Below are 13,092 nucleotides of genomic sequence, written 5' to 3' on the forward strand. Positions count from 1 at the left end.
ATCTGCGTGTCCGTCAGTTCGAGCACGGGCCGCTCAGCCGATCAACTGCGGGATGCTGCCGTACAACGACAGGATGTATTCCATGAACTTCTGCACCAGCCACGGCCCGGCGACGATCAGGGTGGTCAGCATCACCAGCAGGCGCGGCAGGAAGCTCAGGGTCTGTTCGTTGATCTGGGTGGCGGCCTGGAACATCGCCACCAGCAGGCCCACCACCAGACTCGGAATGACCAGCACGGCGACCATCAGGGTGGTCAGCCACAGCGCATCGCGGAACAGGTCGACAGCGACTTCAGGGGTCATGTTCTTCTCCAGTGCCTGCGGGGGCTATACGCCGCCGAAGCTGCCCGCCAGGGTGCCGATGATCAGCGCCCAGCCGTCCACCAGCACGAACAGCATGAGCTTGAACGGCAGGGAAATGATCAGCGGCGACAGCATCATCATACCCATGGCCATCAGCACACTGGCCACCACCAGGTCGATGATCAGGAACGGGATGAAGATCATGAAGCCGATCTGAAACGCGGTTTTCAGCTCCGAGGTCACGAACGCCGGGACCATGATGGTCAGCGGCACCTGCTCGGGACTGGCGATATCGGTGCGCTTGGACAGGCGCATGAACAGGTCGAGGTCGCTCTGCCGGGTCTGCGCGAGCATGAAGTCCTTGAGCGGCACCTGGGCCTTTTCGATGGCTTGCGGCGCGGTCATGGTTTCGGCCAGGTACGGCTGCAGGGCATCCTTGTTCACCCGGTCGAACACCGGGGCCATGATGAACATGGTCAGGAACAGCGTCAGGCCGATGAGGATCTGGTTCGATGGCGTCTGTTGCAGACCCAGGGCCTGACGCAGAATCGAGAAGACGATGATGATCCGGGTGAAGCTGGTCATCAGGATGACGAACGCCGGGATGAAGCTCAGCGCCGTCATGATCAGCAGGATCTGCAGGCTGACCGAGTACTCCTGCTGGCCGTTGGCCCCGTTGGACAGGGTGATCGCCGAGATCGACAGCGGATCGGCCGCCATCGCCAGCGGCGCTGCCAGCAGCAACAGCAGCGTCAACATCATTCGCAATGGGGCCATTACGGCTTGTCCTTCTGATCCTTGCCCAACAACTCCATCAGGCGCTGGGCGAATTCTGGCGTGGTCGGGCGGGCGTTGGCCGGCGCCGCGACGGGCTCGTTCATCACATGCAGGGTGGTCAGACTGCCGGGGCTGTGGCCGATGAGCACCTGCTCATTGCCCACCTGCACCAGCAGCAGGCGGTCACGCGGACCGACCTGACGACTGCCAATCACCTGGATCACCTGATTGGCGGCCGGCGCGGCGTTCTGCATGCGGCGCAACAGCCAGGCGAGGAAGAAAATCAGCCCCAGCACCAACAGCAGGCCGAGCACCAGTTGCGTCAGTTGCCCCGCCACGCTACCAGTGGCGGCTGGAACCGCCACGGTCGCAGCCGGCGTGGCGCCAACCTGCGCAGCGCTGACCAGCGGCAGCCAGAGCAGGCCGGCCGCGGCCACTCCCAAGGAGAAGAGCCGTTTCACTCAGCGCAGCTTCTTGATGCGTTCGCTCGGGCTGATCACGTCAGTCAGGCGGATGCCGAACTTCTCGTTGACCACCACCACCTCGCCATGGGCGATCAGCGTGCCGTTGACCAGCACGTCCAGCGGCTCACCGGCCAGGCGGTCGAGTTCGATCACCGAGCCCTGGTTGAGCTGCAGCAGGTTGCGGATGTTGATCTCGGTGCTGCCGACTTCCATGGAGATGTTCACCGGAATATCCAGGATCACGTCCAGGTTCGGCCCTTCCAGGCTGACCGCCTCGTTGGAACGCGGCGAACTGCCGAACTCTTCCATCGGCAGGCGGCTCGCGCCGCCGGATGCGCCGCCACCCGCCATCAGGGCGTCGATGTCGGACTGGCCATCACCGGTTTCACTCAGGGCTGCCGCCCACTCATCGGCCAGAGCCTGCTCTTCCAGGGAAGTAATATCGTTTTCGTCAGCCATCTTGTCCTCGACGGGCAATCAAATCGGTTAATGAAGGGTCGGCGCTCAGCGTCGACCGATCGGCTCGCGGATCTGCAGAGCCAGGGTACCTTTGTGCGAACCCAGCCGAGCCTTGAACGATGGCACGCCGTTGGCGCGCACGATCAGGTCTTCCGGCAGTTCCACGGGAATCACGTCGCCCGGTTGCATGTGCAGGATGTCGCGCAGTTTCAGTTGGCGGCGGGCCACGGTGGCGCTGAGCGGCACGCTGACGTCCAGCACGTCTTCGCGCAGAGCCTTGACCCAACGCTCGTCCTGGTCGTCCAGGTCGGACTGGAAGCCGGCATCGAGCATTTCCCGCACCGGCTCGATCATCGAATACGGCATGGTCACGTGCAGGTCGCCGCCGCCGCCGTCGAGTTCGATATGGAAGGTCGACACCACCACCGCCTCGCTCGGGCCGACGATGTTGGCCATGGCCGGGTTGACCTCGGAGTTTATGTACTCGAAGTTGACCGGCATGATTGCCTGCCAGGCTTCCTTCAGATCGACGAAGGCCTGTTCCAGCACCATGCGCACCACCCGCAGCTCGGTCGGGGTGAATTCGCGGCCTTCGATCTTGGCGTGACGGCCGTCACCGCCGAAGAAGTTGTCCACCAGCTTGAACACCAGCTTGGCGTCGAGGATGAACAGCGAGGTGCCGCGCAGCGGCTTGATCTTGACCAGGTTGAGGCTGGTGGGGACGTACAGCGAATGCACGTACTCGCCGAACTTCATCACCTGCACCCCGCCCACCGCCACGTCGGCGGAGCGGCGCAGCAAGTTGAACATGCTGACGCGGGTGTAACGGGCGAACCGTTCGTTGATCATTTCCAGGGTCGGCATGCGACCACGGACGATCCGGTCCTGGCTCGTCAGGTCGTAACTCTTGACGCTACCGGGTTCGGCACTGGCTTCGGTTTGCACCAGTCCATCGTCGACCCCGTGCAACAGGGCATCGATTTCATCCTGGGACAGCAGGTCCTGCACGGCCATCTTCGGCTCCTACTGCAATACGAAATTGGTGAACAGCAACTGGTCCACGACCAGCTTGCCGACTTCCTTCTGGGCCACTTCCTGAACGCTGGCGGTCGCCTTCTGGCGCAGCATCTCCTGGCCGACCGGAGTCGCCAGCGATTCGAACGCCTGACCGGAGAACAGCATGACCAGGTTGTTGCGGATCACCGGCATGTGCACTTTCAGGGCATCCAGCGCAGCCTGATCGCGCGCCTGCATGGTGATGCTCACCTGCATGTAGCGCTGACGGCCGTTCTGGTTGAAGTTGACGACGAAGGCCGGCGCCATGCTTTCGTAGATGGCCGCCTGCTTGACGTTGGCGGCCGCTGCGGCGGCGGCCGGATCGACTTCCGGCTTGCTGTCGGACTTGTGCAGGAAGAACCAGGTCGCGCCCACCGAGAGACCGATCGCCAGCACCAGGGCCAGCACCAACAACAGGATCAGCTTGAGTTTGCCTTTTGCGGCGGGGTCTTTTACTGCTTCGCTCTTCGCCATGCCAATAATCCGTCACTCACAGGAGGTTTGTTCCACTATGGCGAGTGGGCGAGCAAGTGTTATGCCAGATTCGGGACCACGCTTCGCGGCAAGATCACCCGACGATCCCGACCGCGCCAACACGGCACTGACGGGACCGTCGCGAGGCGGTCAGGCGAAGTAATCCACCGTGCTGGAACCGACCACCACCTGCGACTCCACGGCCGCGGTGGCAGCGGCAACATCGGTGTCCGCGCCGTCGGCATTGCGGCGGGCTGCCACGCCACTCATCTTCGGCGTGTCATCCTGGCGGCCGTTCTGCTGCTCGCGGGATTGATCGGCAACGTTGACGTCCGGCTGGGCCAGGCCCTGCTGGTTGAACAGCTCGCGCAGACGGTGCACTTGGCCTTCGAGGGCATCGCGCACCCCGGCGTGCCCACTGGTGAAGGTGATCTGCGCCGCCTGGTCCGACGCCAGGTTGACGCGGATATCGAGGCGACCGAGTTCGGCAGGTTCAAGCTGGATATCCGCCGACTTGAGGCTCTGGCTGGAGAGGTACATGACCCGGTTGACCAGGCCCTCGGTCCAGCCGCCCTGGTTCATGGCCAGCGGCTGGTGCAGCGGCGCGGGCGCCACGGCATTGGCGGTCTTCGGTGTCGCGGCCTGGGTCAGGGAGGCCAGGCGGTTGGCGAAGTCGTCGACACGGGTGTCGCTGCTCGCGCCCTTGAGGTCTTTAAGGCCATCGTCGATCAGCCCGGCAAAGGCTTTCTCGCCGCCTTCGGACTTCCCGCCCTCGGCCTCGCTCGGGTCAAGCATCTGCGCCAGTGTATTGACGGCTGGCTGACCAGACGCGGTCTCCGGCTGAGCGTTGGGCTTGGCGGCATGGGTAGAGGTCGTGCCTTGGGCCTGGGCATTCTGCTCCAGGGCCAGACGCAGCACCGGCAGGTCGGCCAGGGGATCGCTGTCGGGATCGAATGCGTCTTCCGCCGGCGTGGCCGGCAGTGCCGCGGCAGGCTGCTGAGCGGCAGCCTGGATCACCGGGGCCATGGTCTGAGCCTGCGCCTGCAACAACTGCGCGCCCTGCGGTGCGTCGGTGAGTTGCCCGGCCACCAGATTGGCGTCCAGCGACTGGCCATCCGCGCTCGCGGTGTCGGCGGCGTCGTCGACCTTGTCCGCGCTCTGCGCCTGGGCGTCCTTGTCGTCAGGCAAATCGTTGCCGCTATCGGCAACCTTGCCGTTGTCCTTGTCGTCAGCCTTGCCGGTGTTTACCGCCGGCTTGTCGACGCCATCGCGGTCGCGAACGGGCGCGTCAGCCTTGACGTCGACCTTGTCCCGCGAGTGCTGCGCATAGACCTTGGAGAAGTCCGGGCCCTTGTCGTTGAGGGCTTGCGAGGCCTTGTCCAGGTTGCTGGCCTGGGCGCGTGCGGTTTTGGCCGCGACACCGGTTTGCAGCAATGGGTTTGAAGCGACGGGCATGAAAAAGGTCTCCGCTACAGAAGCTCGTCATCACGAATAGCGAAGCCTACGCAAAAGTCGCGCCTGGTTAGCCAACGTGGCGCGACTTCATCGGGTCAGCCGACCAGGACACGTTCCCGTTCGGCGCGGTAGAGCTGACGGACCGCGATGAATTCGCGGTCGATGCGGTTGATCAGGTCCTCGATGCCAAACAGCGCTTGCTGCCTGACCCGCTCTTCGAGTTGCCGGCACAGTTCGGCCAGTTCGATCGCGCCCATGTTGCTGCTGCTGCCCTTGAGGCTGTGCGCGGCCTGACCCAGTTGTTCGGCGTTACGGGCCTTGTAGAGCTGGCGCAAACGCTCCTCGGAATCGGCGAGAAAGGTTTCGAGCAGGTTGAGGTAGCCACCTTCCATGACCTCCTGAAGGTCGCTCAACACCTTGCGGTCAATATGAATATCGGACACTTGTTCACTCCTTGATCAAGTTGGATTATGCCAGAGCGCCCCACGCGAACTCCACGCGTGCGCGGCGTCCGCCATCGGCCCACTCGGCCTGCCGGCCAAGGCGGCGTACCAGATTCAGCCCCCGGCCACACAGACGCTGCTCCACTTCGGGCGGCCCGCGTACTTTACTCACATCGAAGCCGTTGCCGCTGTCCTCGACTTCAAGAATGAGACGCCCGCCTCCTTCCCACGGCTCCACCTTCAAATGAAGGCGGATATGACCGCTGTCGAGGGCCTGCAAACGCCGGTTGCGCTCCTGGTAATACGCGGCGAAGCCATCGGCGTCGCGCTTGAGCGCCGAGTCCAGCCCCAGCACGCCATGCTCGAGCGCGTTGGAATACAGCTCGGTGAGCACACTGTGCAACGCACCGCTTTGCCCGCGCAGACCATGAATCTCCTGCAGCACCTGCATCAGGTAAGGCAAGGGATTGAAACGCTTGAGGGTCTGGGCACGAAATTCGAATGACAGCGACCAATCCAGCGGGCTGGACTGGCCGCTGTCGGAGTACACCACCGGCGGCGGCGCCAACTCGCCCGGGGCGACCACGGTGATTTCCAGCATGCTGACGTCATCCCGCGAGCGTCCGCGAAAGCGCTCCAGCGCTTGCAGCACGTCCCCAAACAGGTGCTCGGGCTCACGGTTGTCGGCGAACACCTGCTGCAAACGCTCGACGCCAAACAACTGGTCGCTCTCATCGCAGGTGTCCACCACACCATCGGACAGCAGGAACAAGCGGTCACCGAGCGTCAACGGCAAGACATCGGTGTGTTCGTCAAACTGCTCGGACGGCAGGATGCCCAGCGGCAAATGCCGGGACACCAGCGGCATCGCCTGGCCGCCGGCGGCAGGCAGCAAGTAGGCGTCGGGCATGCCACCGTTCCACACCTCCACCATGCGCCGCTCGAAACTCAGGTTGAGCAACAACGCGCAGCAGAACATGTCCACCGGCAGGATGCGCTTGAGCTTGGCGTTCATCTCCCGCAGGGTCTCGGCCAGGCCGTAGCCCTTGGCGGTCATGCCGTAGAACACCTCGGCCAGCGGCATGGCGCCGACCGCCGCCGGCAAACCGTGGCCGGTGAAGTCACCGAGCAGCACGTGCATTTCGCCGGTCGGGGTGAAGGCCGCCAGCAGCAGGTCGCCGTTGAACAACGCATACGGTGATTGCAGGTAGCGGATATTCGGCGCGCTCAGGCAGCCGGCGTGGGCCACCTGGTCGAATACTGCCTTGGCCACCCGCTGCTCGTTGAGCAGGTGATTGTGGTGCCGGGAAATCTGGTCGCGCTGCTCCAGCACCGTGGCCTGCAGACGGCGCAGGCGATCCATGGCCTTGATCTTGGCGGCCAGCACTACCGGACTGTAAGGCTTGGCCAGAAAATCATCGCCGCCAGCCTCCAGACAGCGCACCAGCGCTTCATCCTCGGTCAGCGACGTGAGGAAGATGATCGGCACCAACTCCTCGCCGGCCAGCGCCTTGATGCGCCGGGCCGCCTCGAAACCGTCCATCACCGGCATCACCGCATCGAGCAAGACCAGTTGCGGGCGCTGCTCAACGAACAGCGCCACCGCCCGCTCGCCGTTCTCGGCGGTCAGCACCCGGTGCCCCTGCTTGCGGACGATGGTCGCCAGCAGGAGACGGTCGGTCGCACCGTCCTCGGCAATCAGGACGGTAAGCGCGGGGGAACTGCTCATGGTCGCGTTCAACTGATATCGAAGAGTTTTTCGAAATTGGAAATGGCGAGGATCTTGCGCACGTCGGAGCTGGTGTTGACCACGCTGACCCTCGGCTCATCGCCGCCAACGTGATCGCGCAGCAGCAGCAACATACCCAGCGCCGAACTGTCCAGGTAGGTGGCGTCTTTAAGGTCCACGACCACGCTTTCAGGCTTCACCGCCTGGCGCTCGTAGGCGTCACGGAAGACTTGGTGATTGCCGAAATCGAAACGACCCTTGACCCGGATCGTCAGTTTGTTCTCGTCCTTTGAGTACACGGATTCAACGGCCATGTGGGCGTTCCTTCGATGATGGCGAGTACCGACACCCTGTAGGTTTAGCAGTCCACCGGCAGCCCGGCAACCTGGGCCGACCAACGCTTTCAGTGTCAGAAACGATCGTGTCGCGGGAGGCGTTGGGACAACTCGTCGAGCAGTTTCTGCTCGCGCTTGTCTTCGATCAGGCGGGCTTCTTCGATGTAGCGCTGGACCAGCTTGCGCAGGCCTTCGACACGCGCGTAGGCCTCCTGCCAGGTCGCGCGGGCGCTGTTGAGGTTGTTCTGGTGCCAGATCAGGCTTTGGTTCTGCTGGGCCACCGCGGTGTCAAGCTGGCCGAGGAAGCGCTGGAAACCCACCAGCCAGTTGCTGCTCACACCCTGCCCGCCCCGCTGCATCCACTGCTGCTGGTAATCGGAACGGAACTGGTCGAGTTCGGCGAGCTTGGCCTTGGCCATATTGACCTGCTGCTGGAATTGCCCGAGGCGCTGGGCGGCCTTGCGCTCGGCGTCCTCGGCCATTTCCACCACCGGGACCAAGCGGGCGGCGCGACTAGGCTGGGCCATACGCTATCAGCCCGCAGCCAGCGGCGTGAAGACGCTCGCCAGATGCTCGCGACTCTGGGCCAGGCCAACGTTGTCGTTGAGCCCCTGACGCAAGAAGTGCACGAGCCGAGGCTGCAGGGAAATCGCCAGGTCGGTTTCCTTGTCGCCACCGGCGACATAGGCGCCGACGCTGATCAGGTCGCGACTTTGCGACAACCGCGACCAGAGCTGCTTGAACTGCTGGGCCTGGGTCATCTGTTCCGGCGTCACCACCTGCGGCATGACCCGGCTGATGGACGCTTCGATATCGATGGCCGGGTAGTGCCCTTCCTCAGCCAGGCGGCGTGACAGCACGATGTGGCCGTCGAGCACGCCCCGCGCCGAGTCGGCGATCGGGTCCTGCTGGTCGTCACCCTCGGACAACACGGTATAGAACGCGGTGATCGAACCACCGCCCGCCTCGCCATTACCCGCGCGTTCCACCAGCTTGGGCAGCTTGGCGAACACCGATGGCGGATAACCCTTGGTCGCTGGCGGCTCGCCGATGGCCAGGGCGATTTCCCGCTGGGCCTGGGCGAAACGGGTCAGCGAGTCCATCAGCAGCAGGACGTTCTTGCCCTTGTCGCGGAAATACTCGGCGATCCGCGTGCAGTACATCGCGGCGCGCAAACGCATCAGCGGCGCGTCGTCCGCAGGCGAAGCCACCACCACCGAGCGCTTGAGGCCCTCGGTGCCAAGAATATGCTCGATGAACTCCTTCACCTCGCGGCCCCGCTCGCCGATCAGGCCAACGACGATGATGTCGGCCTCGGTGAAGCGGGTCATCATGCCCAGCAGCACACTCTTACCAACGCCAGTACCGGCGAACAGGCCGAGACGCTGGCCTCGGCCGACCGTGAGCAGGCCATTGATGCTGCGGATACCCACGTCCAGCGGCTGGCTGATGGGGTCGCGGTTGAGCGGGTTGATGGTCGGACCGTCCATCGGCACCCAGTCTTCGGCCTTCATCCCGCCTTTGCCGTCGAGTGCCCGGCCAGCGCCGTCCAGCACCCGCCCGAGCATGCTCATGCCCATCGGCAGGCGACCGCTGTCGTCCAGCGGCACCACCCGCGCGCCAGGCGCGATACCGGCAACACTGCCCACCGGCATCAGGAAGATCTTGCCGCCGGCAAAGCCCATGACCTCGGCCTCGACCTCGACCGGGTGATAGCTATCGTCGTTGATCACCAGGCAGCGGCTGCCGACTGCGGCGCGCAGGCCCTCGGCTTCGAGGGTCAGGCCGACCATGCGCAGCAGGCGGCCTTCGACCACCGGCTGGCTCGGCAGGCGGATGGCATCGACATAGGTTTCAAGGCGCTTGCCGAAACTGGTTCGCTCAAGGCGCATCGCTGGTTTCCGTCTCTTCGACCGGCGCCTCGCTCGGCGCCTCCAGCTCGATGTGCAAGTCCGGCGCGGCCGGGTGCAGGCCCTGGTCGTGCAATTGGTCGAACAACTGCTTCATGGCTTTTTCGATGCGGGTTTCCACCGTGGCATCGATGCGGCTATGGGCCGTTTCGATCCAGCAGCCGCCGGCTTGCAGACTGTCGTCTTCGAGCAGGCGCCAGTTTTCCTCATGACGCTCGCGCAGGGCCTTGGCCAGGGCGAAATCTTGCGGATTGACGTGGATGCGGATGTTTTCGGCGCCCATGGGCAGCAGCTTGAGGGCTTCACGCAGGACATGGGTGATCTGGCTGGAATCGGTTTGCAGCTCGCGGCCGATCACCTCGCGGGCGATATGGCTGACCAGTTGCACCAACTGCTTTTCGATCTGCGCATCCTGCTCGGCAATCGGCTCCAGCAGGTTGCCCATCAGTTGTTCGAGGCTGGCCAGCTTGGCGGTCAGCGCCACTTCGGCTTCCTGACGGACCTTGAGCTGGGTGCTGTGGAAACCTTCACGCTCGCCGGTGGCGAAGCCTTCGTTGTAGGCCTCCTGGCGGATACTCTCGAGTTCTTCGAGGGTCAGCGGCTGGACTTCTTCCAGCGGCACTTCCTCGACTTCTTCGACCAGTTCCGGCTCAGGCTCGGGTTCGACCTGGGGCTCCGGTTCAGGATCGAAACTGGGTAGCGCCCAGCGGTCGAAATCCTCTACGTCGCGGGCGCGGATCAGTTCACTCAAATGCTCGTTGGTCGACATGATTCCATGCGCTCAAAAGTCGGGTTACAGATGATCAGGCAGCGTCGGCGGCGGGTGCCGCCCGACGAAGCCCCATCGGGGCCGGTGCGGTTTCGCGGGCGCGAAAACCGACCGGGCCGGCGGGTCAGATCATCTCTTCGGCACCTTTGCCGCCCAGCACGATTTCGCCGGCTTCGGCCATGCGGCGGGCGATGGTGAGGATTTCCTTCTGCGCGGTCTCGACGTCGCTGACACGGACCGGGCCCTTGGCCTCGAGGTCGTCGCGCAGCAGTTCCGAGGCACGCTTGGACATGTTCTTGAAGACCTTGTCCTTGACCTTCTCGTCCGCGCCCTTGAGCGAGACGACCAGGACGTCGGAGGAGACTTCCCGCAACAGCGCCTGGATACCGCGGTCATCGACATCGGCCAGGTTGTTGAAGACGAACATGAGGTCTTCGATCTGCTCGGAGAGATCGCCGTCGATCTCGCGGATCGAATCCATGAGCTGGCCTTCGACCGAACTGTCGAGGAAGTTCATGATGTCCGCAGCACGCTTGATACCACCCAGGGTGGTGCGCGCGGCGTTGGAGTTGCCGGAGAACTGCTTCTCGAGGATCTGGTTGAGTTCCTTGAGCGCGGCCGGTTGCACGGTGTTCAGCGACGAGACGCGCAGGATGATGTCCAGGCGCACCTTGTGGTCGAAATTACCGAGGACTTCGCCTGCCTGGTCCGGGTCGAGATACGCCACGACGATCGCCTGAATCTGCGGGTGCTCGTAGCGGATAACGTCGGCAACCGCACGCGGCTCCATCCATTTGAGGCTGTCCAGACCGCTGGTGTTGCCACCCAGCAGGATCCGGTCGATCAGGCCGTTGGCCTTGTCCTCGCCCAGGGCCTGGGTGAGCATCTTGCGAATGTAGCCGTCGGAGCCGACGCCAAGGCTGGTCTGGTCGCCGACGATCTCGACGAACTCGCTCATGACCTGCTCGACCTGCTCGCGGTGGATGTTGCCCACCTGCGCCATGGCCACGCCTACACGCTGGACCTCTTTCGGCCCCATGTGCCGCAGCACTTGCGCGGCATCGGTCTCGCCCAGCGACAGCAGCAGGATCGCGGCCTTGTCGACACGGGTCAGTTTCGCAGTCAGGGCTCGATTGTCACTCATCGGCGTTGATCCACTCTTTCACGACCTGGGCCACACGACCCGGATCTTCTGCTACCAGACTCTTGATAGCGTTGAGCTGGGCGTCATAGCCCTCGCTCGGACTAGGCAAGAGGATGCTTTGCGGACCACCCAGGCTCACGCGGTCGTTGGCCAGTTCACCGTCCAACCCCAACATGCCGCCCAGTTCCATGTCGCCGTCGCTTGTCGACTGTTTGCCATTGCCGGTGATGTTGTTGAGCACCGGGCGCAGCACACCGAACACCAGCACCAGGATGAACAGGACGCCGAGCACTTGCTTGACGATGTCCCAGAACCAGGGCTGCGAATAGAACGGAATCTCGGCGATGGTCTCGCCACGGTCGGCGGCGAACGGCACGTTGATCACGCTGACGCTGTCACCACGGCTGGCATCGAAGCCCACCGCGTCCTGGACCAGCCGCGTGAAGCGGGCCAGGTCCTCGGCACTCCACGGCACGCTGGTGGCGTTGCCATTGGCCGGGTCGAGCTTGACCTGGTCGTCGACCACCACAGCCACCGACAGACGGGTCACACGGCCCTGCTGCTGACGGGTATGGCTGATGGAGCGGTCCAGTTCGAAGTTCTTGGTGGACTGCAGACGCTTGTCCGCAGGGTAAGGCGCGAGCATCGGCTGGCCGGTGGCCGGGTCCATTATCTGCTGACCGTTGGCGTCGAGCAGCGGCTGGCCGGGCTGGATCGCGGCAGCCGCACCTTGCGCGGCACCACCGGTGGTCTGCGGCGCCGAAGCCGGGCTTGGTGGCTGGTTGCTCAGCGCACCGGGAACGCCCTGCGGGCCCATGCTGCTGGAGCGTTGTTCGTTGACCGACTGCTCGCTGCGCAGCGCCGGCTGATCAGGGTTGAACTGTTCGGAAGTGGACTCGACCGCGCTGAAATCGACGTCGGCGGACACTTCGGCCTTGTAGCGGTCGTTACCCAGCACCGGTTGCAGGATGTTGTGCACACGCTGGGTGAGCAGGCCTTCCATGCGGCGGCTGTAGTCGAACTGCTTGCCGGCGACAGTCAGCTCACTGTTCTGCAGTTGATCGGAGAGCAGGTTGCCCTTCTGGTCGACCACGGTGACCTGGGACTTGTCCAGTTCAGGAACGCTGGTCGCCACCAGATTGACGATGGCCATGACCTGGCCGGGCTCGAGGTTGCGACCGGGGTACAGCTCGACCAGCACCGAGGCGCTTGGCTTGCGCTCATCGCGCACGAAAACCGAGCTTTTCGGGATCGCCAGGTGCACACGGGCACCCTTGACGTTGTTCAGGCTGGAGACGGTGCGCGCCAGTTCGCCTTCGAGGCCGCGACGATACCGGGTGGCCTCCATGAACTGACTGGTGCCCAGGCCCTGCTCCTTGTCGAGGATTTCGAAACCGACGTTGCCATCACTCGGTGCAACCCCGGCGGCGGCGAGCTTCAGACGGGCGCGGGAAATATCCTCGGCCTTGACCAGCAAGGCGCCGGAATTGGGCTCGACGTTGTAGGGAATGTCAGCAGCGGCCAGGGTTTCCATGACCTGCTTGGTGTCCATGCCACTGAGGCTGCCGTAGAGAGGACGGTAGTCAGGCTGTTGCGACCAGAGCACCACGGCGAAGCCGATGGCCACGCTGGCAGCCAGGCCGACCAGCAGGCCGACCTGACGCAACATGGGCATCTGTGAAATGTTTTCCAGGAACGAAAGGCCGAACAGCGGCGGTTTTGGCGCTGGCGGACCGCCCTTGGCGGGCACGTTATCGACGACTGCATCGGCCAT

At 63.9% G+C, this 13,092-nt stretch carries 15 protein-coding genes; all 15 read right to left on the minus strand.

The window, feature by feature from the left end; genetic code table 11:
* Positions 1 to 33: 33 nt before the first annotated feature.
* The gene (gene fliQ, locus NTD88_RS11835) at positions 34 to 303 is read right to left on the minus strand and encodes a flagellar biosynthesis protein FliQ (protein WP_262129477.1); all 270 of its coding nucleotides are present in this window, start codon (positions 301 to 303) and stop codon (positions 34 to 36) included.
* 24 nt (positions 304 to 327) lie between these two features.
* Positions 328 to 1,080 carry a flagellar type III secretion system pore protein FliP gene (gene fliP, locus NTD88_RS11840; RefSeq protein WP_175651535.1) on the minus strand — a complete coding sequence of 251 codons (753 nt, stop codon included), beginning with the start codon at positions 1,078 to 1,080 and terminating at the stop codon, positions 328 to 330.
* Entirely contained in the window at positions 1,080 to 1,541 is a 462-nt protein-coding gene (gene fliO / locus NTD88_RS11845) for a flagellar biosynthetic protein FliO (RefSeq protein WP_095156970.1), read from the minus strand. The genes fliP and fliO overlap by 1 nt, the downstream gene beginning before the upstream one ends.
* Entirely contained in the window at positions 1,542 to 2,003 is a 462-nt protein-coding gene (gene fliN / locus NTD88_RS11850) for a flagellar motor switch protein FliN (protein ID WP_095156969.1), read from the minus strand. It abuts the gene before it with no gap.
* Positions 2,004 to 2,048: 45 nt separating this feature from the next.
* Complete coding sequence (fliM, locus tag NTD88_RS11855; RefSeq protein ID WP_095156968.1) at positions 2,049 to 3,017, minus strand: flagellar motor switch protein FliM; 969 nt, start codon at positions 3,015 to 3,017, stop codon at positions 2,049 to 2,051.
* 9 nt (positions 3,018 to 3,026) lie between these two features.
* Positions 3,027 to 3,533, minus strand: a complete 507-nt coding sequence (fliL, locus tag NTD88_RS11860) for a flagellar basal body-associated protein FliL (protein ID WP_110969432.1) — start codon at positions 3,531 to 3,533, stop codon at positions 3,027 to 3,029.
* A gap of 150 nt (positions 3,534 to 3,683) precedes the next feature.
* Positions 3,684 to 4,988: a flagellar hook-length control protein FliK gene (locus tag NTD88_RS11865; RefSeq protein ID WP_262156308.1), complete on the minus strand. Its 1,305-nt coding sequence runs from the start codon at positions 4,986 to 4,988 to the stop codon at positions 3,684 to 3,686.
* A 95-nt stretch (positions 4,989 to 5,083) separates the two neighbouring features.
* Entirely contained in the window at positions 5,084 to 5,431 is a 348-nt protein-coding gene (locus NTD88_RS11870) for an Hpt domain-containing protein (RefSeq protein WP_095156965.1), read from the minus strand.
* Between the two features lie 25 nt (positions 5,432 to 5,456).
* Positions 5,457 to 7,160 (minus strand): fused response regulator/phosphatase, encoded by a 1,704-nt coding sequence (locus NTD88_RS11875; RefSeq protein WP_262156307.1) that lies wholly within the window; start codon positions 7,158 to 7,160, stop codon positions 5,457 to 5,459.
* A gap of 8 nt (positions 7,161 to 7,168) precedes the next feature.
* The gene (locus tag NTD88_RS11880; RefSeq protein WP_095156963.1) at positions 7,169 to 7,474 is read right to left on the minus strand and encodes an STAS domain-containing protein; all 306 of its coding nucleotides are present in this window, start codon (positions 7,472 to 7,474) and stop codon (positions 7,169 to 7,171) included.
* A 95-nt stretch (positions 7,475 to 7,569) separates the two neighbouring features.
* Positions 7,570 to 8,022, minus strand: a complete 453-nt coding sequence (fliJ, locus tag NTD88_RS11885) for a flagellar export protein FliJ (RefSeq protein ID WP_095156962.1) — start codon at positions 8,020 to 8,022, stop codon at positions 7,570 to 7,572.
* A gap of 6 nt (positions 8,023 to 8,028) precedes the next feature.
* Positions 8,029 to 9,387 carry a flagellar protein export ATPase FliI gene (gene fliI / locus NTD88_RS11890; RefSeq protein WP_110969438.1) on the minus strand — a complete coding sequence of 453 codons (1,359 nt, stop codon included), beginning with the start codon at positions 9,385 to 9,387 and terminating at the stop codon, positions 8,029 to 8,031.
* The gene (gene fliH, locus NTD88_RS11895; RefSeq protein WP_262156306.1) at positions 9,377 to 10,174 is read right to left on the minus strand and encodes a flagellar assembly protein FliH; all 798 of its coding nucleotides are present in this window, start codon (positions 10,172 to 10,174) and stop codon (positions 9,377 to 9,379) included. Before fliH ends, fliI begins: the two co-directional genes overlap by 11 nt.
* A gap of 124 nt (positions 10,175 to 10,298) precedes the next feature.
* Positions 10,299 to 11,318, minus strand: a complete 1,020-nt coding sequence (fliG, locus tag NTD88_RS11900) for a flagellar motor switch protein FliG (protein WP_095156959.1) — start codon at positions 11,316 to 11,318, stop codon at positions 10,299 to 10,301.
* Positions 11,311 to 13,092 carry a flagellar basal-body MS-ring/collar protein FliF gene (gene fliF / locus NTD88_RS11905; RefSeq protein ID WP_095156958.1) on the minus strand — a complete coding sequence of 594 codons (1,782 nt, stop codon included), beginning with the start codon at positions 13,090 to 13,092 and terminating at the stop codon, positions 11,311 to 11,313. Before fliF ends, fliG begins: the two co-directional genes overlap by 8 nt.

The organism is Pseudomonas sp. 20P_3.2_Bac5 (assembly GCF_025466035.1).
Classification (GTDB): Bacteria; Pseudomonadota; Gammaproteobacteria; order Pseudomonadales; family Pseudomonadaceae; genus Aquipseudomonas.

What these genes read in the sequence shown, in the direction of transcription:
- NTD88_RS11875 (WP_262156307.1), bottom strand. Translation starts at nt 7,160, where the DNA reads ATGAGCAGTTCCCCCGCGCTTACCGTCCTGATTGCCGAGGACGGTGCG.
- fliI (WP_110969438.1), bottom strand. Translation starts at nt 9,387, where the DNA reads ATGCGCCTTGAGCGAACCAGTTTCGGCAAGCGCCTTGAAACCTATGTC.
- fliQ (WP_262129477.1), bottom strand. Translation starts at nt 303, where the DNA reads ATGACCCCTGAAGTCGCTGTCGACCTGTTCCGCGATGCGCTGTGGCTG.
- fliL (WP_110969432.1), bottom strand. Translation starts at nt 3,533, where the DNA reads ATGGCGAAGAGCGAAGCAGTAAAAGACCCCGCCGCAAAAGGCAAACTC.
- fliF (WP_095156958.1), bottom strand. Translation starts at nt 13,092, where the DNA reads ATGGCCGATGCAGTCGTCGATAACGTGCCCGCCAAGGGCGGTCCGCCA.
- fliN (WP_095156969.1), bottom strand. Translation starts at nt 2,003, where the DNA reads ATGGCTGACGAAAACGATATTACTTCCCTGGAAGAGCAGGCTCTGGCC.
- NTD88_RS11880 (WP_095156963.1), bottom strand. Translation starts at nt 7,474, where the DNA reads ATGGCCGTTGAATCCGTGTACTCAAAGGACGAGAACAAACTGACGATC.
- fliG (WP_095156959.1), bottom strand. Translation starts at nt 11,318, where the DNA reads ATGAGTGACAATCGAGCCCTGACTGCGAAACTGACCCGTGTCGACAAG.
- NTD88_RS11865 (WP_262156308.1), bottom strand. Translation starts at nt 4,988, where the DNA reads ATGCCCGTCGCTTCAAACCCATTGCTGCAAACCGGTGTCGCGGCCAAA.
- fliH (WP_262156306.1), bottom strand. Translation starts at nt 10,174, where the DNA reads ATGTCGACCAACGAGCATTTGAGTGAACTGATCCGCGCCCGCGACGTA.
- fliJ (WP_095156962.1), bottom strand. Translation starts at nt 8,022, where the DNA reads ATGGCCCAGCCTAGTCGCGCCGCCCGCTTGGTCCCGGTGGTGGAAATG.
- fliM (WP_095156968.1), bottom strand. Translation starts at nt 3,017, where the DNA reads ATGGCCGTGCAGGACCTGCTGTCCCAGGATGAAATCGATGCCCTGTTG.
- fliP (WP_175651535.1), bottom strand. Translation starts at nt 1,080, where the DNA reads ATGGCCCCATTGCGAATGATGTTGACGCTGCTGTTGCTGCTGGCAGCG.